Source organism: Thioalkalivibrio sp. ALJT, from assembly GCF_000381825.1.
Lineage (GTDB): Bacteria > Pseudomonadota > Gammaproteobacteria > Ectothiorhodospirales > Ectothiorhodospiraceae > Thioalkalivibrio.
Map to the genome: position 1 here is coordinate 164,183 of NZ_KB907124.1, position 24,973 is coordinate 189,155.

The 24,973-nt window shown below is 64.1% G+C and carries 25 protein-coding genes and 1 tRNA gene; 14 read left to right on the top strand and 12 right to left on the bottom strand.

Annotated elements, in window-relative coordinates:
- Positions 1-16 precede the first annotated feature (16 nt).
- Together G332_RS0106510 and galU are read left to right on the top strand one after the other, a co-directional pair.
- Positions 17-298, top strand: a complete 282-nt coding sequence (locus tag G332_RS0106510; protein ID WP_019626197.1) for a ComEA family DNA-binding protein — start codon at positions 17-19, stop codon at positions 296-298.
- 448 nt (positions 299-746) lie between these two features.
- Positions 747-1,634, top strand: a complete 888-nt coding sequence (galU, locus tag G332_RS0106515) for a UTP--glucose-1-phosphate uridylyltransferase GalU (RefSeq protein WP_019626198.1) — start codon at positions 747-749, stop codon at positions 1,632-1,634.
- 63 nt (positions 1,635-1,697) lie between these two features.
- Here galU and G332_RS0106520 read toward each other — a convergent pair whose 3' ends face one another.
- Positions 1,698-2,384: a rhomboid family intramembrane serine protease gene (locus tag G332_RS0106520; protein ID WP_019626199.1), complete on the bottom strand. Its 687-nt coding sequence runs from the start codon at positions 2,382-2,384 to the stop codon at positions 1,698-1,700.
- 51 nt (positions 2,385-2,435) lie between these two features.
- Entirely contained in the window at positions 2,436-2,756 is a 321-nt protein-coding gene (hspQ, locus tag G332_RS0106525; RefSeq protein WP_019626200.1) for a heat shock protein HspQ, read from the bottom strand.
- Positions 2,757-2,894: 138 nt separating this feature from the next.
- Here hspQ and G332_RS0106530 point away from each other — a divergent pair, with 138 nt between their 5' ends.
- Positions 2,895-3,461: an NUDIX domain-containing protein gene (locus G332_RS0106530; RefSeq protein ID WP_019626201.1), complete on the top strand. Its 567-nt coding sequence runs from the start codon at positions 2,895-2,897 to the stop codon at positions 3,459-3,461.
- A gap of 10 nt (positions 3,462-3,471) precedes the next feature.
- On the opposite strand, the gene G332_RS0106535 is transcribed toward G332_RS0106530, so the two are convergent.
- Complete coding sequence (locus G332_RS0106535; protein WP_019626202.1) at positions 3,472-4,137, bottom strand: L-fuculose-phosphate aldolase; 666 nt, start codon at positions 4,135-4,137, stop codon at positions 3,472-3,474.
- Between the two features lie 200 nt (positions 4,138-4,337).
- On the opposite strand from G332_RS0106535, the gene G332_RS0106540 reads away from it, so the two are divergent.
- The 5 genes from G332_RS0106540 to G332_RS0106560 all read left to right on the top strand — a co-directional run bounded on the left by G332_RS0106540 (position 4,338) and on the right by G332_RS0106560 (position 9,558).
- Positions 4,338-4,805, top strand: a complete 468-nt coding sequence (locus tag G332_RS0106540) for a cytochrome c (protein WP_019626203.1) — start codon at positions 4,338-4,340, stop codon at positions 4,803-4,805.
- Positions 4,786-5,742, top strand: coding sequence for a cytochrome c (locus G332_RS0106545; RefSeq protein WP_051080536.1), 957 nt, complete (start codon positions 4,786-4,788; stop codon positions 5,740-5,742). The genes G332_RS0106540 and G332_RS0106545 overlap by 20 nt, the downstream gene beginning before the upstream one ends.
- A gap of 662 nt (positions 5,743-6,404) precedes the next feature.
- The gene (locus tag G332_RS0106550) at positions 6,405-8,483 is read left to right on the top strand and encodes an adenylate/guanylate cyclase domain-containing protein (RefSeq protein WP_019626205.1); all 2,079 of its coding nucleotides are present in this window, start codon (positions 6,405-6,407) and stop codon (positions 8,481-8,483) included.
- Entirely contained in the window at positions 8,480-9,028 is a 549-nt protein-coding gene (locus tag G332_RS0106555) for a hypothetical protein (protein WP_019626206.1), read from the top strand. Before G332_RS0106550 ends, G332_RS0106555 begins: the two co-directional genes overlap by 4 nt.
- Positions 9,029-9,033: 5 nt before the next feature.
- A complete protein-coding gene (locus G332_RS0106560) occupies positions 9,034-9,558 on the top strand; it encodes a hypothetical protein (RefSeq protein ID WP_019626207.1) in 525 nt (174 codons plus the stop codon).
- Between the two features lie 306 nt (positions 9,559-9,864).
- Here the strand turns inward: G332_RS0106560 and G332_RS0106565 are convergent.
- A tRNA-Asn gene (locus tag G332_RS0106565) sits at positions 9,865-9,940 on the bottom strand.
- A 72-nt stretch (positions 9,941-10,012) separates the two neighbouring features.
- Positions 10,013-11,203, bottom strand: a complete 1,191-nt coding sequence (locus G332_RS0106570) for a pyridoxal phosphate-dependent aminotransferase (protein WP_019626208.1) — start codon at positions 11,201-11,203, stop codon at positions 10,013-10,015.
- A gap of 98 nt (positions 11,204-11,301) precedes the next feature.
- On the opposite strand from G332_RS0106570, the gene uvrB reads away from it, so the two are divergent.
- The 5 genes from uvrB (at position 11,302) to G332_RS0106595 (ending at position 16,389) form a co-directional block, all read left to right on the top strand.
- Positions 11,302-13,335, top strand: coding sequence for an excinuclease ABC subunit UvrB (gene uvrB / locus G332_RS0106575; protein ID WP_019626209.1), 2,034 nt, complete (start codon positions 11,302-11,304; stop codon positions 13,333-13,335).
- Between the two features lie 74 nt (positions 13,336-13,409).
- Positions 13,410-14,417 carry a beta-N-acetylhexosaminidase gene (nagZ, locus tag G332_RS0106580; RefSeq protein WP_019626210.1) on the top strand — a complete coding sequence of 336 codons (1,008 nt, stop codon included), beginning with the start codon at positions 13,410-13,412 and terminating at the stop codon, positions 14,415-14,417.
- 140 nt (positions 14,418-14,557) lie between these two features.
- On the top strand, positions 14,558-14,926 hold the full coding sequence (locus tag G332_RS0106585; protein WP_019626211.1) for a DsrE/DsrF/DrsH-like family protein: 369 nt from the start codon (positions 14,558-14,560) through the stop codon (positions 14,924-14,926).
- A gap of 131 nt (positions 14,927-15,057) precedes the next feature.
- On the top strand, positions 15,058-15,609 hold the full coding sequence (locus G332_RS0106590) for a hypoxanthine-guanine phosphoribosyltransferase (protein WP_019626212.1): 552 nt from the start codon (positions 15,058-15,060) through the stop codon (positions 15,607-15,609).
- Between the two features lie 27 nt (positions 15,610-15,636).
- Positions 15,637-16,389, top strand: a complete 753-nt coding sequence (locus tag G332_RS0106595; RefSeq protein WP_019626213.1) for an S-methyl-5'-thioinosine phosphorylase — start codon at positions 15,637-15,639, stop codon at positions 16,387-16,389.
- Positions 16,390-16,876: 487 nt separating this feature from the next.
- Here G332_RS0106595 and G332_RS0106600 read toward each other — a convergent pair whose 3' ends face one another.
- Positions 16,877-18,235, bottom strand: coding sequence for an adenosylmethionine--8-amino-7-oxononanoate transaminase (locus G332_RS0106600; RefSeq protein ID WP_019626214.1), 1,359 nt, complete (start codon positions 18,233-18,235; stop codon positions 16,877-16,879).
- Between the two features lie 103 nt (positions 18,236-18,338).
- Here G332_RS0106600 and G332_RS0106605 point away from each other — a divergent pair, with 103 nt between their 5' ends.
- Complete coding sequence (locus tag G332_RS0106605) at positions 18,339-19,457, top strand: aminotransferase class V-fold PLP-dependent enzyme (RefSeq protein WP_019626215.1); 1,119 nt, start codon at positions 18,339-18,341, stop codon at positions 19,455-19,457.
- 171 nt (positions 19,458-19,628) lie between these two features.
- On the opposite strand, the gene G332_RS0106610 is transcribed toward G332_RS0106605, so the two are convergent.
- The 6 genes from G332_RS0106610 to G332_RS0106635 all read right to left on the bottom strand — a co-directional run bounded on the left by G332_RS0106610 (position 19,629) and on the right by G332_RS0106635 (position 24,963).
- Positions 19,629-19,967, bottom strand: coding sequence for a PilZ domain-containing protein (locus tag G332_RS0106610; protein WP_019626216.1), 339 nt, complete (start codon positions 19,965-19,967; stop codon positions 19,629-19,631).
- 125 nt (positions 19,968-20,092) lie between these two features.
- On the bottom strand, positions 20,093-21,088 hold the full coding sequence (locus G332_RS0106615) for an AAA family ATPase (protein WP_019626217.1): 996 nt from the start codon (positions 21,086-21,088) through the stop codon (positions 20,093-20,095).
- Positions 21,088-21,768 carry a dTMP kinase gene (gene tmk / locus G332_RS0106620; protein WP_019626218.1) on the bottom strand — a complete coding sequence of 227 codons (681 nt, stop codon included), beginning with the start codon at positions 21,766-21,768 and terminating at the stop codon, positions 21,088-21,090. The genes G332_RS0106615 and tmk overlap by 1 nt, the downstream gene beginning before the upstream one ends.
- 15 nt (positions 21,769-21,783) lie before the next feature.
- A complete protein-coding gene (gene mltG / locus G332_RS0106625) occupies positions 21,784-22,818 on the bottom strand; it encodes an endolytic transglycosylase MltG (RefSeq protein ID WP_019626219.1) in 1,035 nt (344 codons plus the stop codon).
- Positions 22,805-23,617, bottom strand: coding sequence for an aminodeoxychorismate lyase (pabC, locus tag G332_RS0106630; protein ID WP_019626220.1), 813 nt, complete (start codon positions 23,615-23,617; stop codon positions 22,805-22,807). Before pabC ends, mltG begins: the two co-directional genes overlap by 14 nt.
- Positions 23,614-24,963: an aminodeoxychorismate synthase component I gene (locus G332_RS0106635; RefSeq protein WP_019626221.1), complete on the bottom strand. Its 1,350-nt coding sequence runs from the start codon at positions 24,961-24,963 to the stop codon at positions 23,614-23,616. Before G332_RS0106635 ends, pabC begins: the two co-directional genes overlap by 4 nt.
- Between the last annotated feature and the right edge of the window lie 10 nt (positions 24,964-24,973).

Sequence of the window (24,973 nt, forward strand, 5' to 3'; positions counted from 1 at the left end):
ACTAAGGAGGGTTTTCATGAAACAGCTTTTTCAGTGTGCAAAATGCTGGGTTCTGGCGGGGTTGTGCGTATTGCCCCTGGCAGTGATGTCCGCATCCGCGGGGCAGACGTTGAACGTGAATGCGGCCACGGCGGAGGAGCTGTCCGCGCTGGCCAACGTGGGGCCGGTCAAGGCGCAGGCGATTGTCGAACATCGCGAGGCGCATGGAGATTTTGCGTCGGTGCAGGCGCTGACCGAGGTCTCCGGTATCGGTGAGCGCACGGTAGAGATGAACCTCGATCGTATCATCGTCGAGTAGCACTTCGGGGTGGTGGCCAGGGCTGCCCCCCGAGCGAAGCCCCTGGTCGATGGGTCCGGACAGGACGCAGAGGCCGGGGGCTTTTCGATGGGGAAGCACTGACCAATGGATACACTTGGCTGGGTCCCCCGGGTGTTCCGATACCCGGCGCCTCGCCCGGCGGGTAGTGATTCCAGGCGCCCGTTCCGGATGGATTCGGGCCGCAACGCAGGATCGGTGAACCCGGGGTACGAATGCCGAAGGGGCTTCGGCCTCCCGTTGTGATCCACGACGGGCGTGCGCACGGCGTTGCGGCCCCCTTGTGCAGAATGACTGCACGGCGATCACCGCGCCTCGTTCGCACGCAAGGGCGACGAGACAGCGAGCGTGTACAGGGATCAGAGTGTCCCCCCAGGGCAATGCCGCTGCGCCGGGACCACGGCGTCTGCAAGAGTGAACAGGAGATGGAATGAGCCAGAATCACGCCCCCATTCGTACCGCGGTGTTCCCGGTTGCCGGCATGGGCACCCGGTTTCTTCCGGCGACCAAGGCGAACCCCAAGGAGATGCTGCCGGTGGTCGACAAACCGTTGATCCAGTACGCGGCGGAGGAGGCGGTCGCGGCGGGCATCGAGACCCTGGTGTTCGTGACCGGGCGGAACAAACGCTCCATCCCGGATCATTTCGACAAGGCCTACGAGCTGGAACAGGAGCTGGAGGAGCGTGGCAAGACGGAGCTCTTGAAGCAGGTGCGCGACATCGTGCCGCCCAACGTGACCTGTGTGTACGTGCGCCAGTCGGATGCCCTCGGGCTCGGGCATGCCGTGGCCTGCGCGCATCCGATTGTCCGCAACGAGCCGTTTGCAGTGATCCTGGCGGACGACCTGATCGAGTCTGCCGATGGTGGTGCCACGCGCCAGATGGTGGATCAGTACGCCGCACACGGCTGCAGTGTCCTGGGGGTAGAGGAGGTGCCGGCTGACCGCACTCACCAGTACGGCATCATCGACCCGGTGCAGACTGGTCCGAGGTCCTGGGATGTGAAGGGGATTGTCGAAAAGCCCAGTCCGGATCAGGCACCGTCCAACGTGGCCGTGGTGGGACGCTATGTGCTGACGCCGAAGATCTTCGAGATGCTGGCCACGCAGACGCCGGGCGCCGGTGGCGAGATCCAGCTCACCGACGCCATCGCCCGTTTGCTGGATCATGAACGAGTAACCGCCTTCAACTTCGAGGGGCGGCGGTTCGATTGTGGCAGCAAGCTGGGCTATCTGGAGGCCACGGTCGAGTTTGCACTGAATCATCCGGAGCTGAAGGACGACTTCGCCGCCTACCTGAAGGCGCGCGCGGCGGGCTGAGCACGCCCGCCGCAGCCGCGTTCACAAGCGACCGCTTCTCGGGCGAATTCCAAACTCGGGCCGCTACCACCAGAAACGGCGCTGGCGCGGCCGGAGGGGCAGGCGCCCGCGCCAGTACTGGATCAGCAGGAACCCAAAGGCCATGCCGCCGAGATGGGCGAAGTGGGCAATGCCGGCCAGGGTTCCGGAAATCCCCAGATAGAGCTCGAGTGCGCCGTAGGCGATCACGAAGTATTTGGCCTTGATCGGGATCGGAAGAAAGATCAGGAACATGCGCTGGTTGGGAAACATCATCCCGAACGCAAGCAGGACGCCAAACACCCCGCCGGAGGCACCAATGGTGGGGTAGATCATGTCGCCGTTGCCATGGGCGGTGACGACCAGTTGCACCAGACCCGCCCCGATCACGCAGACCAGAAAATAGATGGCGAAGGTGCGCGAGCCCCAGGTGTTCTCGAGCTGCACCCCCAGCATCCAGACCACAAACAGGTTCACGAACAGGTGGATGGGGCCGCCGTGCAGAAAACCGTAGCTTACGAGTTGCCATAGCTGGAAGTCGGGCACCCGCATCCAGCTGCCGTCCTGGTGGATGACGGCGGGCGTGCCCACTGGCCAGAGCCCGAAATGACCGATCAGCCAGTCACCCAGCCAGGGCATTACCAGGAACAGCGCGACGTTGGTGACCAGCAGAAACCCGATGACGGGGGGCACCACCTGGAAATCGGGATGCCGGGGGTCGGGGTGAGTCATGGACGCAGCAAGGTTCGGGGCATCATCATTCGTCCAAAGCCCGGCAGGCTCCTAATGGGCACCGGGTTCGCCCTGCCGCGAGTAACGCCCTTGCATGAAACGGTCGAAGAATTGCCCCAGGGCCGGGTGATCGATCTGCTCGCCGCGGGTATCGGGCTCCAGATGCCGCTCTGCCACGTAGGTGCTGTGCGTATGCTCGTCGACCAGGACGTGATACCACGGTTGATCCTTGGGCGGACGGCTGCGGGCGACGGTCTCGTACCATTCGTCCGATCCGGCATAGACCGGGTCGACGTCGACGATCACACCACGGTAATCGAACTTGGTATGGTGAACGAGTTCACCGATGGAAAAGCGCGTGCGTGTGGTCATGCTCCCCTCTGTACACCTTTGTGCCCGACTGTACCGTGGACCGTAGAGGATTGCGCGTGTTTGTGCAGCACGGGCGGCGCAGTGCGCTGCCGGTGAGGCCCGCAAACCTGATTCGTCGAACCCTGTTACGGAACCCTCATGAGTCCCGAGCAACCGGCCCTGGCGCCCCGATTCCAGCACAGCATCCCGCAAGGTGACGACCGCGAACGGCGGGTCTGTGACCATTGTGGTTTCATTGACTACGAAAACCCGCGAATCATCGTCGGAAGCGTGGCCATCCGTGACGGGCGGGTGTTGCTCTGTCGCCGCGCGATTGAACCGCGCAAGGGGCACTGGACTCTCCCGGCCGGTTTCATGGAGCAGGGCGAAAGCCCGGCCGAAGGTGCGCGCCGCGAGGCCTGGGAAGAGGCGCGAGCGAAACTGGAGATCGATCAGCTCCTCGGGGTGTACAGCGTGCCACATATCGGCCATGTGCAGTTGATCTACCGTGCGCGACTGTTGGACGATCCGATTGCACCGGGCCCGGAATCGCAGGAGGTCGGGCTGTTCGCATTTGACCAGTTGCCGCCGACCTTGGCCTTTCCCTCGGTTACCTGGACACTACAACATTATCTGGAGACATGCGACCAGACCGACTTCGCCCCGCGTTCGGCCCCCCAGAACGGCCCTGAAGCCGGCAACAGCACGCGGAAAGTGGGGCTCTGAGCCGCGTGGGTCAGGTGCGTTCGCGGGGCCCGTAGTCCCGGAATTTCGCGAGCACGCGCTCCATCTCGGCATCATCAAGCAGTTGCGGTCCCCCGATCTGCAGACTCAGGACGTACTGCTGCGCCAGCAATTCGACCTCCTCGGCCAGCCACAGTGCGCGCTCCAGATTCGCGCCGGTGGCGATCATGCCATGATTGGCCAGAAGGCAGGCCGTGCGGTCGCGCAGGGCCTCCAGCGCATGCTGTGAAAGGGCTTCGGTCCCGAATGTCGCATACGGCGCACAGCGAATGGAGTGGCCACCGGCCGCCGCCACCATGTAGTGCAGCGCGGGGATATCCCGCCCCTGGATGGCCACGACACTCGCATGGACGGAATGTACATGGATTACGGCCGCGAGCTCGCGTCGCTCCTGCAGGATCGCGCGGTGAAAATGCCATTCGCTGGATGGCCGGAGGGAGCCTTCCCAGTGCCCATTGGCGTCGACGAATACGAGATCTTCGGGACGCAGCGCCTCGTATGGCACCCCGGACGGTGTGATCAGCATGCCGTCGCCCAGACGCACGCTCACATTGCCCGAGGTGCCCTGGTTCAGGCCGCGTCGATTCGTTTCCAGCGCAGTGGTGATCAGGGCCTCGCGGAGTGCGTGTTCATCGGGGTGGATGGGGGCTGCGGACATGGCAGGAGCGACCTCTGGATAATTCATCATTGTAATGAACGGAACACCACGTATTTTACAGGGTCAACGAATCGAGACGGGTGCCCCGGCCGGCGCGACTGTGCTGCAATGGTCCGCGGGGCCGAGTCCAAGGTCCGTCGCCCGAGCCGCAACCGCGCGGCCCCGGGTGTTTCGGCTTTTTGATACAGGGAGTAAATACCATGAAGCGATCCGCACGTCTGTTCACTGCCGCCTCCGTCGCGGCGACCCTCACGCTGGGTTTGGGTGCCACCAGCTCGGTCCAGGCCTTCGACGAGCACGAAGCCACTATCGACTACCGTCAGGGTGTGATGCGTGCCATTGGCGGCAACATGGGTTCGGTGGCGGCCGTTGTGATCGACGGGGCCGATTATGCCGGAAACCTGAAGATGCACACCCAGCAGCTGGTCGACCTGACCCATGACATCCCGTCCCTGTTTCCGGAGGGCAGTGACTTCCCCGACACCGATGCCCGCGAGGCGATCTGGGACAACTGGGATCGTTATGTCGAGCTTTCCAGCGACAGTCGTGATGCGGCCAGGGCGTTGCATGCCGCGGTCGAGGCCGGGGACGAGTCCGAGTACATGATCCGGTTCCGCAACCTGGGGCAGTCCTGCCAGGCCTGCCACGATGACTTCCGCCGCGACTGAACCCGTGGCGGGGTCTCTTGTACCCGAGAGGCGGGCAGCCTGGTTGCCCGCCCTCTGTTTCCTGAGCCTTGGCGCGTTCACGTTCACCCCGGCTCAGGCCGAGATCGCGATTGGCGAGATCGATCCCGCAGCCAGTGAGGACGACCGGATCGCCTACGGTGAATACGTCTTGCGCGCCGCAGGTTGTGTCACCTGCCACACGGCCGAGGACGGCGAATTCCTGGCCGGAGGGCGACCGATCGAAAGCCCCTTCGGCGCGTTCTACGGGCCCAACATCACCCCCGACCCGGAATACGGCATCGGCACATGGTCAGAGGCCGACTTCAAACGTGCGCTGCAGGAAGGGCGCAGCCCGGATGGCCGGCACTACTATCCGGCATTCCCGTTCACTTCGTACACCAGGATGCGCGACGAGGACATCGAGGCGTTGTGGGCGTTTCTGCAATCCAATGTCGATCCCGTAGCCGAGGCGAATCGACCACACGAGCTCGACTGGTTCGCGCGTTTCCGTCCGGCCCTGATTGGGTGGAAATGGCTGCATTTCGAGCCCGGTCGCTTCGAATTTGACCCGAATCAGTCGGAACAATGGAACCGTGGTGCCTATCTGACCCATGCCCTGGGCCATTGCATGGAATGCCACAGCCCGAGAACCCGCACCGGCGGCCTGGAACTGGAGCGGCTTGGTGCCGGTACACGACTGCCGGATGGCGACATCGCTCCCAACATCACCCCGGACCGCGAGACCGGCATCGGCCGCTGGGGCGAGCGTCATATCGCGCGCTATCTGGAGATCGGAATTACTCGGGATGGCGATTTCGCCGGTGGCAGCATGGCCGACGTGATCGATCACGGCACCTCGCACTTGACCCCCGAGGACCGCCAGGCCATCGCCAGCTACCTGCGCGCGCAGGATCCGATCGGATACGAACCGGATTAAGAATGCCCCACCAACGCTGGCCATGCATGCAGGAGCTTCCCAGCAGCCAATTCTCACGGGATTCGTGGGCCGAACAGATCGCGAGCCCGGAAACCGCACAGCGGTTATCCGCGATCTCCACGGATTGGGGTACCTGTACGCTGGGGTGGATCAGAGTGTGGCGATCTCGGCTTTGCGCGGCGCTACGGCCGGGATCGCCGTCGATGACGGCGCACGTCCCGTCCCCGTTCCGCCAAAGGACGTTCCAGGGCGCTAGTGGGTCATGCGGGAAATTCGGTGACGATGGAGCACAGCCAGAAGTGCCGGAGCAAGACAAGCAAGTGCTGGAATAGCCACCCTATTTCAAACTTGCGGAACGCAGCGCCGGCACTTCTGGCGAAGCGATCGGTTACCGAACTTTCCGCGTGGCCCACTAGGCATGCGTCGCGCCGTTTGTAGACGGGAGTATTCCGCCAGGCGCGAGCGGACGCAGAGTGCCCGGGCGCGAACGCTTCAGGCCAGGATCGCACGAACTCGGGTTCGTCCTATCCTGCCTCCGTGTGACGGCCGACCGAGCATGCCTGCGCCTCAATGGCAGCGACAAATCCCGGTGCGTGTGGTCACGGGATCGTTCTGCGGTGTACGCTTGCGATCCCTTATTGCGTTTGTCGGGAGTCGCATACATGCGTCTGGGATTCAGCGCGGTCGTCCAGCTGTTGTTCGTCGCCATGATGATCATCACCGTTACGCTTGTTGCGGCCACCGGCTACAGCCTGGCGCGCTCAGGCGTCGTCGATGCCGGCACCCGGGTGATCGACGGGGCGATGGAGAGGACCCGTGACCGCTTCGTCGAGCGTTACACCGAGACCGGCGATCGTCTCGCGCTCCTGGCCTCGGGGCTGAAGGGCCTGGATGCGCTGGAACAACGTGACTCCGTGTTCCGCAGTCTCTGGGAGCTGGCGCAACAGTCCGAACTGCACCAGTCAAGCTTCATGGCTGGCCCGGATGACCTCTTGCTGGAGGCACGCAGCCTCCCCAATCCTGCGACCCGTTTCGTGCCCCCCAACAACGGGGACGCGCTGGAGGAGTGGATCTATCGGGACGACGACTTCAGCGTCATGACTCGCCTGACCAAACCACGGACGGCATCCCAACAGGATGCCAAGGCGTTTGACAAGGGCGCCGCGCCCGAGGACACCCGCTTCAGCGAGGTGCATCCGCTCAGTCTGACCGGGGCACCCGGCATCACGGTCTCCCGGCCCGTTCAGGATGCGGAGGGGGCGGTGAACGGGGTCGTTGGCATCGAGATTCCACTCGCCCGGCTGGAGGCACTATTGCGTGCCGGCAAGCTTGGCGAGGAATCCATGCTGATGATCATCTCGGATGACAACAAGGTTGTGGCGCACCACCTCGGGCCCAGGCCGGGCCGGGACGCACCACCCCCCGGTGAATTACTCGAGGTTGCGGACCTGCGCCAGCAATGGATCGCAGACGCCTGGATGCAGTTGCGCGCGAAGGCGAAGGCGCAGGGCGATCCCGAAGTCACACTGCTCGATCTGGAACCGGGTAACTACTTTGTGCAGAAGAAGCGACTCACCGAGCACCTCGATCATGACTGGCATCTGTTCTTGATGGTGCCGGATCATGCGGTGCTGGCCGGCGTGAACCGCGGCCTTCATACCTCGGTGACCCTGGCCACGATCATGATGATCGTGGCCGCCTATGCAATCTTTTTGACCGCCAGCAAGCTTACGCGACCACTGCGCCAGATGGTCGATAACGCCCGACTGCTCGAGCAGTTGCGCTTCGGTGAACTCAGACCTGTCCAGGGCGAGTTCAGCGAGTTCAATGCCCTCGACCGCTCCCTGCGCCAGATGGCGTCCAGCCTGATGGCCTTCAATCGGTACGTCCCGACTGCCCTGCTGCGACGTCTGCTTTCGGAGAAACACGAGGCCACGCTCGGGGCCGAATGCCGGTCACTGGTTCTCATGAACACCGGGATCAACGAGTTCAACACGACGGCTGCGGAGATGGAGACCCAGGAGGAGGCAGAGTACCTGACGCGTTATCAGCGCGAGATCTTCGAGGCCGTGCATCGCAACGGCGGTGCCATCGACAAGTTCATCGATGACCGGATCATCGTGTTCTGGGGGGCTCCGGATGCGGCCGAAAACGATACCTATCACGCCTGCACGGCGGCCCTCGAATGCCAGGCCGCGACCCACCAGCTCAGTCAGGCACTGCGCTGGGAAAACCATCCGGCGATTACGCTGCGCGTGGGCCTGCACCGCGATGTCTGCATGGTCGGGAATTTCGGCTCCGAAGACCGCATGTTCTACTCGGTCGTTGGCGGCGCGGTATCGGTCAACAACTGGCTGGGCAACCTGAATCGGCGCTACGGCACGACCATACTGGCCAGCGAGGCCATCCGCAGTGAAACCACCGGCGACTTCGTATGGCGCTGGATCGATCGGGTCGAAGTCTTCGACGGATGGAACCCCTCCGACGGGGAGGCCCACTCGGACAGGGGCGAGCCCTTCGATATCTACGAACTACGCGGGCATGCCGCCGACCCGGGACTCGCCCAACAACGCGACTATGTCGCGCGCTACGAGGCCGCGCTCGCCCTGCGGGTCAACGAGAAGGACCTCGAACGGGCGCTGGAACGTTTCTACGCACTGCATGAGCAATTCCCGGGCGATGACGCCGTGGCCTGGCAGGTCAAGGTCATTCGCGCAATGCTTGAGGACGACAAGGTATGAGTTATTTCGACCAGGACAAGATGGTCGAGACGGCGCTTGAGCGCTTCGATCGTATTCACGCCATGCATCTCCAGGGATCGGCGGCCCTGGCACAACGCCTGAACTTCCTCTACCGGGTAACGTTCCTCGGTCTGGCGCTGCTGCTGGCGGCCCTGTTCGCGCTGGTGATTGTGGTCTCGGCCCAGATGAACAATATGAATCGCGTGATCTCGGCCGTTAACAACCACATGGGGGAGATCAACCAGGATATGAACCGGATGCTCGCGACGGTCTCGCGTCTGGATTCCAATATGGAGGGCATGTCCGGCGTCGTGCTCCACATGGATAAGATCAACCACAGCGTCGACACCATCTCGATGGACATGTTCGAGATCAACCGCCACGTCGCGCTTCTGGACCGTGATGTCGAGCAAATGTCAACCCATATCGGGGACATGCAGCAGTCGTTCCGCGCCGTCGACGGCAATATGGGGCTTCTGGCCGATGATATGCAGCGCATGTCGCAGCCGATGCGGATGTTCAACCAGTTCAATCCCTTCTGGTAACGCCGATGATCGGTTCCAGCAAACACCTCGACAAGATTGTCCGGCACCTGGAGCACGTCGAGGACGATATCCGGCAGACTCAGCTGGAGCATGCGGCTCACGAGCGTCGCACCGACCGCTTCATGCAGATCACGGTGGCATCACTCGCGGCGGTTGCGCTTTTGAATCTCTACTTCGTCGGCGAACTGGCCCATGAAATCGGGGTTCTGGTCCGAAACATGGACCGCACCCTGGTGCATCTTGAGGAGATAGAGGATCGCATGACGGGGATGGAGCTGCACTTTCAGCAGGTCGGGGAGAATGCTGGCAGGCTCCCGATCGTCGTGGACCAGATGACCTCCATTAGCGCCCGGATGCAGGAGATCGAACGGGACCTTGGCGGCGTCTCCGGGCACATGCACCAGATGAGCAGCCACGTGGCAGAAATGGACAGGAACGTCAGATTCATGACCCACTCGTTCCGGAATGTCAATGGTAAGCTCGTTCACATCCGGCATAATGTCCGGGAGATGTCACGCGTCGTTCCTTGACCACGACGCGGGCTCACTGGCTTTCGCCTCGCCGGGGTATTCCGGCCGCGCATGAGCCAACGCTCCGGAGCACCAACCGGATCGAATCGACGTTTCGCCAACGTTGCGCCTGCGTACCGAAGGGATCCGGGGTTCCGCGACCCGCCAAACGGTCCTGAGCCTGACGTTCAAGCTCGGCCGGCGCGCACAGAAGCGCTTTTGTCCACTTCCCCGGTCCAGGGCCATAGCACAGCGTCAAGTGGTACAGATCCGGGCACACAAACGAAAAAGGCCAGCCCGAAGGCTGGCCTTTTTCGTTGTTTTATCTGGCTCCCCGGGACGGGCTCGAACCGCCGACCTAGTGATTAACAGTCACCCGCTCTACCGACTGAGCTACCGGGGAATTGGGCGCAGATCCTAATGGGGCGGGACGGAGGCGTCAAGGAAAATCTTCCGCCGGTGTCGCCCGCACCGTTTAGCGGTGGGTTGCGGCGAACTGGCGTAGCCGCTCCAGGGCCTTGTCGAGCGTGTCCATGCTGGTGGCGAAGGATACGCGCACATGCCCGGGGGCACCGAAGGCGCTGCCCGGCACCAGGGCCACCCCAACGTCGTCCAGCAGTTGTTTGCTCAATGCCACGTCGGTGTCAATGTCTGCGGCCGCCATCAGGCCGGTTACCCGCGGGAAGCAGTAGAAGGTGCCATCCGGCATCAGGCATTCGATGCCGTCGATGGCATTCAAGCCGTCGACGACATGCCGGGCGCGTTCGGCGAACGCGGAACACATGGCGATCACGCAGCCCTGGTCGCCGTCCAGTGCGGCCTGAGCGCCGGCCTGGGCGATCGATGTGGGGTTGGAGGTGCTCTGCGACTGGATCTTCTTCATCGCGGCGATCAGGTTCTTCGGGCCTGCTGCATAGCCGATGCGCCAACCGGTCATTGCGTAGGCCTTGGAGACGCCATTGAGCACCACGGTGCGTTCGAGCAAATCAGGCGCGACGTTTACGATGTTCACGAACGGGGTGGCGCCGAAGCGGATGTGCTCGTACATGTCGTCGGTGGCGATCACCAGACGCGGATGCTGGCGCAGTACCTCGGCCAGGGCCTTCAGTTCGTCCGCGGAGTAGGCGGCGCCGGTCGGGTTGGACGGACTGTTCAGGAACACCAGGCGGGTGTTCGGGGTGATGGCGGCGGCCAGTTGTTCGGCGGTAATGCGGAACCCGGCCTCCTGGGTGGCGCTGACGATCACCGGACGCGCGCCTGCGAGCAGGGCGATGTCGGGGTAGGAGACCCAGTAGGGTGCCGGGATCACGACCTCGTCACCCGGGTTCAGCAGGGCCTGGCAGAGGTTGAAGATGCTCTGCTTGCCGCCGGAGGACACCAGAATCTGGTCGCGTTCGAACGAAAGCCGGTTATCGCGATCGAATTTGCGGATGACGGCGTCTTTCAACGCTGGCGTACCGTCCACGGCAGTGTACTTGGTATCCCCGCGGGCAAGCGCGTCCACCGCGGCCTGCTTGATATGCTCGGGTGTATCGAAATCCGGCTCGCCGGCACCCAGACCAACGATATCGCGGCCCTCGGCGCGCAGTTGCGCGGCCAGCGCGCTCACGGCCAGGGTGGGGGAGGGCTGGATGCGCTGAACGCGATCGGAGAGCTCGATATCCAAGGCGGGGCCTCTTTTGCGGGTTGTGTTGCGTGGGGCCCGCTCGCGAACGGGCTGAAAGGTTGCGAAATAATACTGAAATCAGGCGCGGAGGATAAGGCGTGCAGTCAGATGGGGGCGAACAGTTCAAGGTGGTCTCGCAGTATCGGCCCGCCGGTGACCAGCCGACGGCGATCCGCGAGCTGACCGATGGTATCGAGGCCGGTCTGGCCCACCAGGTCCTTCTGGGGGTCACCGGTTCCGGCAAGACATTCAGTATTGCCAACGTCATCCAGAACCTGCAGCGTCCGACGATCATCCTCGCGCCGAACAAGACCCTGGCTGCGCAGTTGTATGGCGAGTTCAAGGAGTTCTTCCCGAACAATGCGGTGGAGTACTTCGTCTCCTATTACGACTATTACCAGCCGGAGGCCTACGTCCCGTCGTCGGATACTTACATCGAGAAGGACGCGTCCATCAACGACCATATCGAGCAGATGCGCCTGTCTGCGACGCGCGCCCTGCTGGAACGGCGCGACGCGATCATTGTCGCCTCGGTGTCGGCCATCTACGGCCTGGGGGATCCGCGCAAGTATCTGTCCATGGTGCTGCATATCCAGCGCGGTGACCGCATCGACCAGCGCGATCTGCTGCGCCGGCTGGCCGAGCTGCAGTACACCCGCAACGATGCCGAGCTGCGCCGTGCGACCTATCGGGTGCGCGGCGAGGTAATCGACATCCACCCGGCCGAGTCGGAGGTGGAGGCGGTGCGCATCGAGCTGTTCGACGACGAGGTGGAACGCCTGTCGTACTTCGATCCGTTGACCGGCGAACAGTTGCGCACGGTGCCACGGCTGACGATCTACCCGAAGACGCATTACGTGACGCCCCGCGAGACCTTGCTGGAGGCCGTGGACCACATCCGGGACGAGCTCAAGGAACGGCTGGATTTCCTGCGCAAGGAAGATCGCCTGGTAGAGGCCCAACGCCTGGAGCAACGCACGCTGTTCGATCTGGAGATGATCCTGGAGATCGGCTACTGCAACGGCATCGAGAACTATTCGCGCTATCTGTCCGGCCGGGCCCCTGGCGAGCCGCCCCCGACCTTCTTCGACTATCTGCCGAAGGATGCGTTGCTGGTGATCGACGAGTCGCATGTCACGGTCCCGCAGGTGGGCGGGATGTACAAGGGCGACCGCTCGCGCAAGGAGACCCTGGTGGAGTTCGGCTTCCGCCTGCCGTCGGCGCTGGACAACCGCCCGCTGCGCTTTGAGGAGTTCGAGGCCCTGCAGCCGCAGACCATCTACGTATCCGCCACGCCGGGGAGTTATGAACGTGAACACGCGGGGGCCATTGTGGATCAGGTGGTCCGGCCTACCGGACTCCTGGACCCGATCCTCGAGGTTCGTCCGGCCGGCAGCCAGGTGGACGACTGTCTGTCCGAGGTGCGCGAGCGGGTGGAGTGCGACGAGCGTGTGCTGATCACCACGCTGACCAAGCGCATGGCCGAGGATCTGACCGACTACCTCTCGGAGCACGGTGTGCGCGTGCGTTACCTGCACTCCGACATCGACACCGTGGAGCGCATGGAGATTATCCGCGACCTGCGCCTGGGCGAATTCGACGTACTGGTGGGGATCAATCTGCTGCGTGAAGGCCTGGACATGCCCGAGGTCTCGCTGGTGGCGATCTTCGATGCCGACAAAGAGGGCTTCCTGCGTTCCGACCGTTCGCTCATCCAGACCATCGGCCGCGCGGCGCGCAATGTGAAGGGCAAGGCGATCCTGTATGCCGACAAGGTCACCGGCTCCATGCAGCGGGCGATCGACGAGACCGAGCGCCGCCGCGCGAAGCAGATCGCCCACAACGAGGCGCACGGCATCACTCCGCAAGGCATTCGCAAGAATGTCGCGGATATCCTCGAGGCACGCCATGCCACGCCGGGCGCCGGTCGCCGTCGCGGCCAGAAGAAGGTAGCGGAGGAGGGTGCCGATTACATCGATGCCCCCGAAAATGCTGCCCGCGAGATCGAACGGCTGGAGCAGGAGATGTTCCAGAAGGCGCGCGACCTGGAATTCGAGGAGGCCGCGCGCCTGCGCGACCGCATCGAGAAGCTGAAAGCACTCGCCTTTCTGCCCGAAGCCTCGCTATCCTGAGCAGATCGCTCGCAGGAGCCCTACTAAGACCCAACCCGATGGCTGCATCCCCGGAACTGCCCCCTGGCCCCGTCATGCTCGACGTGAGCGGGCTTGAACTGACGGCCGAAGACCGCGAACGCCTTCGCCACCCCGCCACCGGCGGGGTCATCCTGTTCGCCCGTAACGCCGGTACGCCGGAAGAGGTGCGGGCGCTGACCGACTCCATCCGTACCGAACGCCCCGGCATCCTGATCGCCGTGGACCAGGAGGGTGGGCGCGTACAGCGCCTCCGCGATGGCTTCACCCGTATCCCGCCCATGCGCGAGTTGGGACTGGTCGATGACCATGACCGCCACAAGGCCTGCGAGCTGGCCCATGCGGTCGGCGAGCTGCTGGCGCTCGAACTGCGCGAGGCGGGGATCGATTTCAGCTTTACCCCGGTGCTCGACCGCGATATCGACGTCAGCGAGGTGATCGGCGATCGCGCCTTTCACCATGACCCGGACGTGATTGCGCGGCTGTCCGGCGAACTCATTCGCGGACTGGCGGCCGGCGGGATGACCAGCGTCGGCAAGCATTTTCCTGGCCACGGGGCAGTCGCCGCGGACTCTCACGTCGCGTTGCCGGTAGACGCTCGGCCACTGGCCGAGATTGAGGCCGATGACCTGTCCGCCTTCCGGCCCGTGCTGGGGGATCTGGGTGCCGTCATGCCGGCCCACGTGGTGTATCCGCAGGTCGACGACCGTCCGGCCGGTTTCTCGCGCATCTGGCTGCAGGACATCCTGCGGCGTGAATTGCGCTTTCGCGGCGCCATTCTCAGTGATGACCTGGCCATGGCCGGTGCGGAGGCCCTGGGCAGCCCGGCTCAGCGTGCCGCTGCGGCTCGGGCCGCTGGTTGTGACATGGTTCTGATCTGCAACCAGCCGGAGCAGGCCGATGCGATCCTGGAATCCTGCGCGACGGAAGGACTGGATGCCGCAGCGCTGCGCCGTCTGGAGGCCTTGCGCATGCGACCGCTGGAACCGGGGCCGCGCCGCCTGCAGACCCTGCGCGCGCAGCTGCAGCACTGGCTTGCAGCCGCCGCTGCGACCCCGGCCTGAAGGCGTGCGTGCATGGTCGCCGGGGCCCGATGGTCATCGGGCATTGGCGCCCGCTCGCTCACACGCCTATAATGCGCGACCGGTTTGCACCTAAGCCAATGGTTATATTCACACTCACCACCGAAGCTGGAGATTAAAAGATGGCTGACAAGCTCCTGATCGTCATGGTCAACACCGACCCGAGCAGCCCGTCCGAACTGGGTGCCCCGTTCTTCCAGGCCACCGTGGCCGCCGCGATGGAATACGACGTTGAGGTCATCATGACCGGTCGTGCCGGTGAGCTGGCCAAGAAGGGCGTGGCCGAAAACCTGTTTGTGCAGGAAGGCTCCAGCAAGAGCGTCTATGACTTCATCAAGGACGCCCACGAAGCCGGCGTTGCGATGAAGGTCTGCACCCCGACCCTGGATCTCTGGGGCAACGACCTGATTCCGGAAGTCGACGAGACCGTGGGCGGTGCCTACGTGATCTCCGAGGCGATGGACGATGACACCGTGACCTTCACCTACTAAGGTCGACGTGTTGTTTGCCAGCCGGCCGGCCCTTGTGCCGGCCGGTTGCGTTTGTGGGGGTCGGAACCCGGCGCCTTGCGCACTTCGGTCCGCTCGCACATGATTCCCGCATCCTCCTCTCAGGACAGGCCATGAACCCCGAACAGGCCCGAGCAACACTGCGTGATGCCGACTGCCTTTTCAGTCGCGATGCGGTTGAAACCGCGATAGATCGACTGGCCGAACGCACGGCGGCGGAGCTGAAGGACTGCAACCCGTTGGTACTCGGCGTAATGAACGGAGGGGTGGTGCTCCTGGGCGGGCTGCTGACACGCTGGTCCTTCCCGATGCAGGTGGACTACCTGCATGCGACCCGCTACCGCGGCGGCACCCGGGGCGGCGAGCAGCTGCACTGGTTGGCCCGGCCGCAGACGCCCCTGGCGGGCCGCACGGTGGTGATTGTGGATGACATCCTCGACGGCGGGATTACCCTCGACGGTATCCACACCTTCTGCCGGGAGCAGGGCGCGGCACGCGTGTATTCCATCGTCCTTGTCGAGAAGGACAATCCGCAGCGCGATCCGGCAATCACCGTGGACTTTGCCGCGCTGGAAGTGCCTGATCGCTATGTATTCGGTTACGGCATGGACTACCAGGACTACCTTCGGAACGCACCCGGCATCTTTGCGGTCGCGGGCCATTGATCCAGCGGACCATTGAGAGATTTCGATATGTCGACCCCGCGACTTGCCATCATTGGCGGTACCGGCCTGACCCAGTTGAAGGACCTGGAGATTACTCGACGCCAGGTGATGCACACGCCGTATGGCGAGCCCTCAGGGCCGCTGGTGTTCGGTCATCTGCACGATACCGAAATCGTGTTTCTGCCGCGGCACGGGGCCCGACACACAATTCCGCCGCATCAGGTGAATTACCGCGCGAACATCTGGGCGCTCAAGCACGCCGGGGTGGACAACGTGATCGCGGTAGCGGCGGTCGGCGGTATTACCGAGGCCATGCGGCCAGGTCTGATCGCCATTCCCGATCAGATCATTGACTACACCTGGGCACGCGCCAGCACCTTTTTCGAAGGGGGTGATCTGGAAGGGGTCACGCACATCGACATGACCTGGCCTTACCACCCGGCCGTGCGCGAAACGCTGCTACGGGCCGTGGACGAACTGGAACTGGATGCTGTCGACCACGGGACCTATGGCGCGACCCAGGGTCCGCGTCTGGAGACTGCGGCGGAAATCGACCGTCTGGAGCGCGACGGCTGCGATCTCGTCGGCATGACCGGGATGCCGGAAACGGCGCTTGCGCGCGAACTCGGGCTGAACTACGCCTGTTGCGCCGTCATTGCCAACTGGGCCGCCGGACGCTCGGCGGGCGAGATCACCATGGACGACATCGCCGAGAACCTGAATGTGGGCATGGCCAAGGTCAAGCAGGTACTGACCCACGTGATCCACAGGCTCTCCTGAGCCGAGCGCGCCGCGGGCCCCGCACGGGCGCGTATTCCGTCATCGAAAGGGCATGCGCCGCACGCAGACGACTGCCGAGAAGTGGCGGCCTGGGTGCCACCCGTATCGTTACGCACATCCCGTCTTTAACATAATATGTATTATGCGACGTTATCCGTTGGGCGTTATGGCATGGTGCGTCGGCACCGTTCGTTGATGAAACCTTATGATTCGGGCGCGTGTATTCGAAACCCTTGTGGGAAACACGGCCGAAGGTTCATGCCCGCGCTCGATTTGCCCTTGTGTGATGGTGTATGAGCAAGGCGCGTTGGTCGCACGGATGACCGTCGCGAATAATGCTGCGGGACGGCGCGACCGATCCGATCAAGGATTCGGATTATCTGAGCTGTGGCGATGATCCTGTGCCTGTGCGCGCAAGGACACCAGCGCGTACCTGCGCTCGTGGCACTGCACACAGACTCGGAAGCATGCATCGGCGGATCGCCGATCATGCTCGTACGGCGTGCTCGATGCCTTCGGTCATGACCTCGACCAGAAAGTCGATCTGCTCCTCGGTGATGACATACGGCGGCATCAGATAGCTCACATTGCCGAGCGGACGCAGCAACGCCCCGCGCCTCAGGCCGTGTCGATAGATATGGAGCCCGCGACGTTCCTGCCAGGGATACGGCGTCCGGCTGGACTTGTCCTGGACCAGTTCCACGGCGGCAATCATCCCGTGCTGGCGCACATCAGCCACATGAGGATGCTCGCGCAATGGTTCAAGTCTTGTCGCGATATGCTGGGCAAGCTCTTGATTACGTTTAATAACTGGATCGGAATCGAAGATATCCAGAGTGGCCAGTGCCGCCCGGCAGGCCAGCGGGTTCCCGGTGTAGGAATGGGAATGCAGGAACATGTTCAGACGCTCATAATCGTCATAGAACGCCTGGTAGATCGTCTCCGTGGTCAGGACCGCGGCCATCGGGAGATAGCCGCCGGTAAGCCCCTTTGACAGGCACAGGAAGTCGGGCGTGATCGGCCCCTGTTCGCAGGCGAAGAGCGTCCCGGTACGGCCAAACCCCACCGCGATCTCGTCGGCAATCAGGTGCACGCCATGATGGTCGCACGCCCTGCGCAGCAGACGCAGGTATTCGGGGTCGTACATGCGCATGTGGCCGGCACACTGGACCAGTGGCTCAACGATGACGGCGCAGACTTCGTCGGCGTGTTGTTCAAGCGCCGTTTCCATGTGCTGGAACTGGCGGCGGGCGACATCCGCGCAGGTTTCACCCGCCTCGCGTTCAAAACAGTCCGGTGCGGGTACGGTGATCACATCCAGCATCAGCGGTTCGTAGGTCGCGCTGTAGAGCGGTACGTCGCTGACGGACAGCGCACCCAGGGTCTCGCCGTGATAGCTGTTGGACAGACGAATAAAGCGGGTCTTCTGGTTCTGGCCACAGTTGCGCCAGTAGTGAAAGCTCATCTTCAGCGCCACCTCAACGCCGGCGCTGCCGTTGTCGGCCAGGAATACCCGATCGAGGCCTTCGGGGGTGATGTCGATCAGACGCTCGCAGAGCTCCACGACCGGTTCGTGGGTACAACCGGCCAGGATCACATGTTCCAGTCGGTCGAGCTGATCCTTCACGGCATCGCCGATACGCGGGTTGGCATGACCGAACAGATTGACCCACCAGGAGCTGATGGCGTCCAGATAGCGGTTGCCGTCGAAGTCGTACAGCCAGACGCCCTCCCCGCGCTGTATGGGAAGAAGTGGCAACGTGCCCTCCTCCCCGTAGTCCTTCATTTGGGTGCACGGATGCCAGAGGGCCCGCAGGTCGCGTCTTTTCAGGGTGTCGTTGTCCATGCCGCGTATTGTGCCAAAAGCATGCGGCCGCGCGTCGCGTTGGCAGGTGTTCTCAACCTCGAAGGAACCGGGTACCCTTCGCCCCCACTTGAGGAGGACCGCCATGCACCCGGAATTTCCCCAGGATGGGATCATCCATCTCAACCACGCCGCGGTAGGCCCCTGGCCACGCAGGACCGAAGACGCGGTATGCCGGTTCGCGCGCGAGAATGTAGTCCATGGTTCGCGTGACTACCCGACGTGGCTGCGCCATATGGAGGCCACGCGTGAACTGGCGCGCAGCTTGATCGGGGCGCCTGCAGCGTCCGATATTGCGTTTGTGAAGAATACCTCCGAGGCCCTGTCGATGGTGGCATTCGGACTGGACTGGAAGCCTGGTGACAACGTGGTGTTTCCCGCCGGGGAGTTTCCGTCCAACCGCGTGGTCTGGCTGGAGGCGGCGCGCCGCTATGGCATTGAGGCCCGGGAGGTGCCGGTAGACGCTGAACCCGAACCCGCGCTGCTGGCCGCCTGCGATTCCCGGACACGGCTGCTGGCCACCAGCGCCGTGCGCTACGACTCCGGTATGCGTATCGACGTGCAGGCCCTCGGTGTGGAATTGCGGGCTCGCGGCATCCTGTTCTGCGTGGACGCGATTCAGCATCTGGGCGTTCTGCCCTTTGATGCACAGGGCTGCGATGCCGATTTCGTGATGGCGGACGCCCACAAATGGATGCTCGGTCCCGAGGGCATTGGAGTGTTCTACGTGAACCCCGAGGTCCGCGAGCAGCTTACGCTGCAGGAATACGGCTGGAACATGCTGGCGCACGCCGGTGATTTCGCCAATCCGGGCATTGCGCCGGCTACCAGCGCCCGTCGCTTTGAACCCGGGAGCCCAAACCTGCTGGGGATCCATGCCCTGAATGCAAGCCTGGGGTTGTTACTGGAAACCGGCCTGGACACGATTGACCACGAGATCCGCGAACACTGGCTGTATCTTGCGGACGGGCTGCGGGCGCGCGGCTGCGAGATTCTGACACCACCCGGACGCCGGGCCGGCATCCTGACCTTTCGCCCGCCGGTGCAGGACCTCGAAGGGCTGTATGCACGCCTGCAGGGTCGCGGCATCCTCTGCGCCCTGCGCGGTGGCGGGATTCGCTTTGCGCCGCATTTCTACCTGACACGGGCACAGCTCGATCAGGCCCTGGAGGAGCTGGACGCCGCGCTGGGATGCACTGATTGAAGCAGCGCGCGTGTTGGGAGAGCGGGGCTAGGCTGCCCGTTGTTGATCAAAAACGGGCGCGGGAACGGCGTTACGGCTCACCAGAAGCAGAATGACTGCACGGCCGTCACCACGCATTAAACGCACGCAAAAGCGACTCGAGCGCGGACGTGCGATTCAATCAGCGTCTCCCTAGAACGTGTGGGTTTTGCGATCAGAATTCAGCATGGTCCCCAGATGTTCTTCGATTCGGCGGTGGGTGATGCCTTTATCCGACTGGTTGAACTGAACGCCAATGCCACGCAGGCGGTTGCCTTGGGCACGTGGTGGCGTGATCCAGACAACGGTGCAGGGTGTCGGCAGGCGATCGGAGTCGTCCAGCAGGGATAAAAGCAGGAACACCTGATCCCCCAGCTTGTAGACCTTGTCGGTCGGGATGAACAGACCGCCATTGGTGACGAACGGCATGTAAGCCGCGTAAAGCGCGGGTTTTTCCTTGATCGTCAAGGTGAGCATGCCCTGCCCGGCCATAGAACCTCCCCAGTGCCTTGAAAACGTACTCCTCAGCCGGAGTCACAACCATGGAGTATCGCCCATCAAACCCGTGGCGCGCCAGGTCGCTGCCGGGCCTGACGGACGCCCCCTGGCCCGATGTTTTATGAATTGCGTCCGAGGAGACTGAGGGCGATATCTTCCAGACGCAGCTGAGGATTGAGCTGGCGCGCTGCCTGGCGCTGCCAGACATGGGCCCGCGAGGAGAGTTCGGCCAGACGCCGGGGCCCATGCCGGCGCGCAAACGCCTCCAGCAGATCGCGCGGGAACTGGCGGCCAAAGGCATCCGCCTGCTCGGTAACCAGCAGGCGCTGCGCGGCGAGCAGCAGGGCCTGTAAACGGGGGATCAGGGACTCTGGCAGGCTGCGCTGCATGACGCTGGCCATTGGCGTCACGCCGGGGGCACGCAGCAGGGTCGTCAGGGCCTCGCGGTCTTGCTGCCACTGTTCCATGCGTTGCGGGTCAACCAGAATCTCGCGCGCCAGCAGCGGACGCCCCAGCGCCGCTGCATAGGCCTCGTCCGCGGCCTCGGGTGCGGAGGCGAAGCGGCGCAACCATGCTCCCGCCTCGCCCGCGTCGGGTGTCGGGATCTCGACCATCTCGCAGCGACTGCGGATGGTCGCGGGCAGGCGTGCGGGCTGATCGGCGATCAGGATCAGCATCGCGCCGGCGGGCGGCTCTTCCAGCGTCTTCAGCAACGCATTCGCGGCATTGGTGTTCAGCGCGTCGGCTGGCTGGATCAGCACACAGCGCAGTTCGCCGGAACCGGACAAGCCGAGGAATTCGATGGCGTCGCGGGCCGCAGCAATCAGGATCTCCTTGCCCGCCTCTTCCGGTTCCAGGCTCATCACCTCCGGATGTACGCCCCCAAGAAAGCCCCGGCAGGCATTACAGACCCCACAGGGTGGATCGGCCCCTTTGGCCTGCTGGCATAGCAGGGTCTGCACCAGAGACCGGGCCAGCAGCCCCTTTCCCACGCCCCCGGCACCGTGGACGAGGAGCCCGGTGGGCAGGCGCCTGGCGCGTCCGCGCTGAACCAGGGCTTGCCATGGGGCCTGCAACCAGGGCGGCAGGCGCTCGCTCGTGTCCTGCGTATCCATTATTCGTCCAGTATTCGGGAGTTGTCCTGACCCTGCAGCCCCGCCATCGGCAGACGGTCTTGCAGGCCGTCGAGGATACGTGCGGTCACGGTGTCCGGGTCTGCATTCGCATCCACGACCAGATAGCGGTCCGGGGTCCGGGCCGCGCGTTCCAGATACGCTGCCCGCGCGCGTTCGAAGAAATCCAGCGCCTCGTGTTCGATCCGGTCCCGGCGCCCGCGCTGAACCGCCCGGCCGAGTCCGATCCCGGCCTCGATATCCAGCAGGACCACGAGGTCGGGACGCATCTCGCCCTGTAGCCAGGATTCGAGCTCGGCGACACGGTCCGTACCGAGCCCACGCCCCGCGCCCTGGTAGGCAAACGAGGCATCGGTGAAGCGATCACTGAGTACCCACTCCCCGGCTTGCAGTGCCGGCCGGATGACCTCCTGCAGATGTTGCGCGCGGGCCGCAAACATCAGCAGCAATTCCGACTCCGGGCACATGCCGGGGAGGTCCGGGTCCAGCAGAAGACCGCGCAATCGCTCGCCCAGGGCCGTGCCGCCGGGCTCGCGGGTCAAGCGAATACGCGAGCCGCGATCGCGCAGGGTGGCGTCCAGACGTTCGATCTGAGTGGTTTTGCCCGAGCCCTCGATGCCCTCGAGGACCAGAAAGCGGCCGCGATCGCGCGCGCGTTCCATGTCGTAGCGCCCTCCTCAGCGGTTGCGAATGCCATAGCGGCTGCCGTCACCACCGAGCTGATAGCGGATAACGGCCTCTCGATGCTCGCGGTAGGTCTCGGAAAAGTGATGACTGCCATCCCCGCGCGAGACGAAGAACAGGTCATTGGTGTCCTCAGGGCGTGCGGCAGCCTGCAAGGCTGCGCGCCCGGGCAGGGCAATCGGCGTCGGCGGCAGGCCGGCCCGAGTGTAGGTGTTGTAAGGGTGGTCGCGGTCGAGTTCGTCCCGCGTCAGGCGCTGAACGCCGGGGTCCTGCACATACAGCAGGGTGGGATCGGTCTGCAGCCGCATCCCGCGCTGGAGACGGTTTACGAACACCCCGGCTACACGTTCACGCTCGTCGCCGCGGCCCGTCTCCCGTTCGATGATGGAGGCCAGGATCAGCAGCTCGTAGGGAGACTCCACGGGGTGGTCCTCCAAGCGGTCTTTCCAGGCCTGTTCCAGCTGGATCCGCATGGACTGGTGGGCGCGTCGCAGCACCGTCAGGGCATCCGTGCCGGAACCGAAGAAGTAGGTATCGGGAAGGAACCAGCCCTCCGGGTGCTCGACATCGTCCAGCCCCAGGATCTCTGGCAGGTTGTGTACGCCCACCGACTCCGGCGGCGCAATCAGTTCCGGGTGCTGGCGCAGGGCCGACAATGCCTGGCGGACGGTCCAGCCCTCCGGGAAGGTAACCCGGTGCTGGACCACATCCCCGCGGGCCATCGCGTGCACCAGGTCGCGCGCGCTCATGCCGGGGGTCACCGCGTATTCCCCCGCCTGCAGGCGCGGGGCAACACCCTGACGCCGCCCGTAGACTTCAAGCACCCAGGCGGAGTCGATCCAGCCCCGCTCGACAAAGGTGGTGCTGATCTGGCGCAGGCCCTGTCCCGACTCAAGCTGGAATCGCTCGACGCTCTCGAGCGCCAGTGGACGATCGAGCTGTACGCGGTAGTGCTCGCTGAGCCACCAGGCCGCCGCAAGCGCCAGCACTACTACCAGGCCCAGCAAGCCGAGACTAATCCGCTTCATGCAATGCGATTCCCATTGGATACAGCGGATCATCCTGCCATGTGCCGGCCGGGATGTCCGCATCGATCAGGCGCGCCGGGGCGATCCCCAGCCGCGCATTGCTCACATACAACGCATCGGCCGACCGGACCCGGGCCGGTTCGGGATAGGCCTCATGCACGCGGAGGCCGAACTGCCGCGCGTGCTCGAGTATCCATGCGCGTCGGGTGCCGGCAATGCCGGCCGCGTCCACCGGCGGGGTCAGCAGCGTTCGCCCCTCGCGCAGCCAGAGGTTGCCCTGGCTTGCACTGATCACGCGCCCCAGCGCATCCCGCAGGACTGCCTCATCCCACTCGGCGTGCCAGCCACTGCGCGCGAGTACGTGTTCCAGCCGGCTCGTATGCTTGAGCCCGGCCAGTGCAGGGTTCACCCCGATGCTGACCTCGGCCCAGCCCATCATGAGCGGTTGCGCTTCGAGGGGCGCGGGAAACATCCGTGCGGGGCCCGCACTGACGATACGCGTGATGGCTGGCACGGACGGCGGCGCATAGCCCCGCGGCCCCACCCCGCGGGTGATCGTGAGCCGCGCCATGCAGGTGTTTCCGTTCGTGGCGCGGGCCAGCTCCTCGAGGACCGCAGCTTCCTCCAGCCCGGGAAAGCCCAGACACTGCAGCCCGCGCGCAAGCCGTTCGCGATGGTAGCGCCACAGTTGTGGCCGCCCATTCCGCATTTGCAGGGTCTCGAACAGACCGTCACCGAGCAGCACGCCCCGATCCAGTGCCGAGAGCGTCCCGGCGGCCACGCCATTGACCAGCGTCATGCGTCTTGCCCTGGCGCCGCCTGCAGGGCCTCGATCAGGCCACGGGCCTTGTGCCGCGTCTCCTCGAGTTCGCGCCGGGGGTCGGAATCCGCCACGATGCCGGCCCCGGCGCGGAAGCGCAGCTCCCGACCCCGCACCACCAGGGTCCGGATCAGGATATTGGTATCCATGCGCCCGTGCCGGCTCACATAGCCGCAGCTGCCGGTGTAGGCCCCGCGCGGGGCGGCACTCTCCAGCTCCTGGATGATCTGCATGCTGCGAATCTTCGGGCAGCCGGTGATGGTCCCGCCCGGAAACACCGCTCGCAGGATATCCCCTGTCCGGGTTCCCGGGCGCAGGCGCCCGATGATGCTCGAGACGATGTGATGTACGCGCCGATAGCTCTCGATGGTCATGAGTTCGGCCACACGCACACTGCCGGTCTCGGCCACGCGTCCGATGTCATTGCGCTCGAGATCCACAAGCATCACGTGTTCAGCACGTTCTTTAATATTAAAAGTCAACTCACTGAAAAGACGCTTATCTTTCTCGGAATCCGAATCGCGCCGGCGGGTACCGGCAATGGGCCGGGTTTCCACCTCTCCGGCGTCCACCGAGACAAGGCGCTCGGGCGAAGAACTGATCACATGGGCGCCGGGCAACTGCAGCCAGGCCGCAAACGGAGCGGCGTTCGCCCCTCGCAGGCGTTCGTACAGCACGCCCGGATCCAGCTCAACTTGGGCCGTCGCGCGCCATTCGCGCGACAAGTTGACCTGAAAGGTATCGCCGGCCCGGATGTATTCAAGACCCCGCGCGACCGCATCCAGATACTGTTGCGCCGGTTCCTCCTCCAGGGTCATTTCCGGGAGGGGCGCGGCCTGCATCGCGGCCCCGGTCTCCAGCGCCGCCAGGTCGCGCAGCAGCTGTTGCTGGCGCGCATCCGTAGCGGCCTCGTCGACAAACCAGGTGCGCTCCTCGTGATGGTCGCGTATGACTGCCGCCGGGAAATACGTCACCAGCGCATCCGGCAGCCAGGGGTCGGCCCGACACTCCCCCAGGGCCGGTTCCAGCCGCCACGCCAGCTCGTAGCCCGCATACAGGAACCAGCCGCCGAGAAACGGCAGATGGGCATATGCAGACCACGCCGGATCGGCTGCGTGCGAGCACGAGAGATCCTGCTCCAGTGCCGCGAGGACATCATCCCCCGAAGCAGTGGAAAGCGTGCGCCCGGGAAAGGCAAAGAGGATCGAGAAACGTGCTGGAGCCTGCCCGATCAGGGCCGACTCCAGCAGATGGGGATAGCGTTCGGGAAACCGCCGCGCCAGGGCGACGAGATCGGCCCCGGCGGACAGCTCATGGACCGCCATGGCGGTGAAC

What these genes read in the sequence shown, in the direction of transcription:
- pabC (WP_019626220.1), bottom strand. Translation starts at nt 23,617, where the DNA reads ATGACGCTGGTCAATGGCGTGGCCGCCGGGACGCTCTCGGCACTGGAT.
- galU (WP_019626198.1), top strand. Translation starts at nt 747, where the DNA reads ATGAGCCAGAATCACGCCCCCATTCGTACCGCGGTGTTCCCGGTTGCC.
- G332_RS0106535 (WP_019626202.1), bottom strand. Translation starts at nt 4,137, where the DNA reads ATGTCCGCAGCCCCCATCCACCCCGATGAACACGCACTCCGCGAGGCC.
- G332_RS0106560 (WP_019626207.1), top strand. Translation starts at nt 9,034, where the DNA reads ATGATCGGTTCCAGCAAACACCTCGACAAGATTGTCCGGCACCTGGAG.
- G332_RS0106520 (WP_019626199.1), bottom strand. Translation starts at nt 2,384, where the DNA reads ATGACTCACCCCGACCCCCGGCATCCCGATTTCCAGGTGGTGCCCCCC.
- G332_RS0106585 (WP_019626211.1), top strand. Translation starts at nt 14,558, where the DNA reads ATGGCTGACAAGCTCCTGATCGTCATGGTCAACACCGACCCGAGCAGC.
- G332_RS0106600 (WP_019626214.1), bottom strand. Translation starts at nt 18,235, where the DNA reads ATGGACAACGACACCCTGAAAAGACGCGACCTGCGGGCCCTCTGGCAT.
- G332_RS0106635 (WP_019626221.1), bottom strand. Translation starts at nt 24,963, where the DNA reads ATGGCGGTCCATGAGCTGTCCGCCGGGGCCGATCTCGTCGCCCTGGCG.
- G332_RS0106550 (WP_019626205.1), top strand. Translation starts at nt 6,405, where the DNA reads ATGCGTCTGGGATTCAGCGCGGTCGTCCAGCTGTTGTTCGTCGCCATG.
- G332_RS0106595 (WP_019626213.1), top strand. Translation starts at nt 15,637, where the DNA reads ATGTCGACCCCGCGACTTGCCATCATTGGCGGTACCGGCCTGACCCAG.
- G332_RS0106555 (WP_019626206.1), top strand. Translation starts at nt 8,480, where the DNA reads ATGAGTTATTTCGACCAGGACAAGATGGTCGAGACGGCGCTTGAGCGC.
- tmk (WP_019626218.1), bottom strand. Translation starts at nt 21,768, where the DNA reads ATGGAACGCGCGCGCGATCGCGGCCGCTTTCTGGTCCTCGAGGGCATC.
- hspQ (WP_019626200.1), bottom strand. Translation starts at nt 2,756, where the DNA reads ATGACCACACGCACGCGCTTTTCCATCGGTGAACTCGTTCACCATACC.
- G332_RS0106605 (WP_019626215.1), top strand. Translation starts at nt 18,339, where the DNA reads ATGCACCCGGAATTTCCCCAGGATGGGATCATCCATCTCAACCACGCC.
- G332_RS0106610 (WP_019626216.1), bottom strand. Translation starts at nt 19,967, where the DNA reads ATGGCCGGGCAGGGCATGCTCACCTTGACGATCAAGGAAAAACCCGCG.
- G332_RS0106615 (WP_019626217.1), bottom strand. Translation starts at nt 21,088, where the DNA reads ATGGATACGCAGGACACGAGCGAGCGCCTGCCGCCCTGGTTGCAGGCC.
- G332_RS0106510 (WP_019626197.1), top strand. Translation starts at nt 17, where the DNA reads ATGAAACAGCTTTTTCAGTGTGCAAAATGCTGGGTTCTGGCGGGGTTG.
- G332_RS0106540 (WP_019626203.1), top strand. Translation starts at nt 4,338, where the DNA reads ATGAAGCGATCCGCACGTCTGTTCACTGCCGCCTCCGTCGCGGCGACC.
- nagZ (WP_019626210.1), top strand. Translation starts at nt 13,410, where the DNA reads ATGCTCGACGTGAGCGGGCTTGAACTGACGGCCGAAGACCGCGAACGC.
- G332_RS0106545 (WP_051080536.1), top strand. Translation starts at nt 4,786, where the DNA reads ATGACTTCCGCCGCGACTGAACCCGTGGCGGGGTCTCTTGTACCCGAG.
- mltG (WP_019626219.1), bottom strand. Translation starts at nt 22,818, where the DNA reads ATGAAGCGGATTAGTCTCGGCTTGCTGGGCCTGGTAGTAGTGCTGGCG.
- G332_RS0106530 (WP_019626201.1), top strand. Translation starts at nt 2,895, where the DNA reads ATGAGTCCCGAGCAACCGGCCCTGGCGCCCCGATTCCAGCACAGCATC.
- G332_RS0106590 (WP_019626212.1), top strand. Translation starts at nt 15,058, where the DNA reads ATGAACCCCGAACAGGCCCGAGCAACACTGCGTGATGCCGACTGCCTT.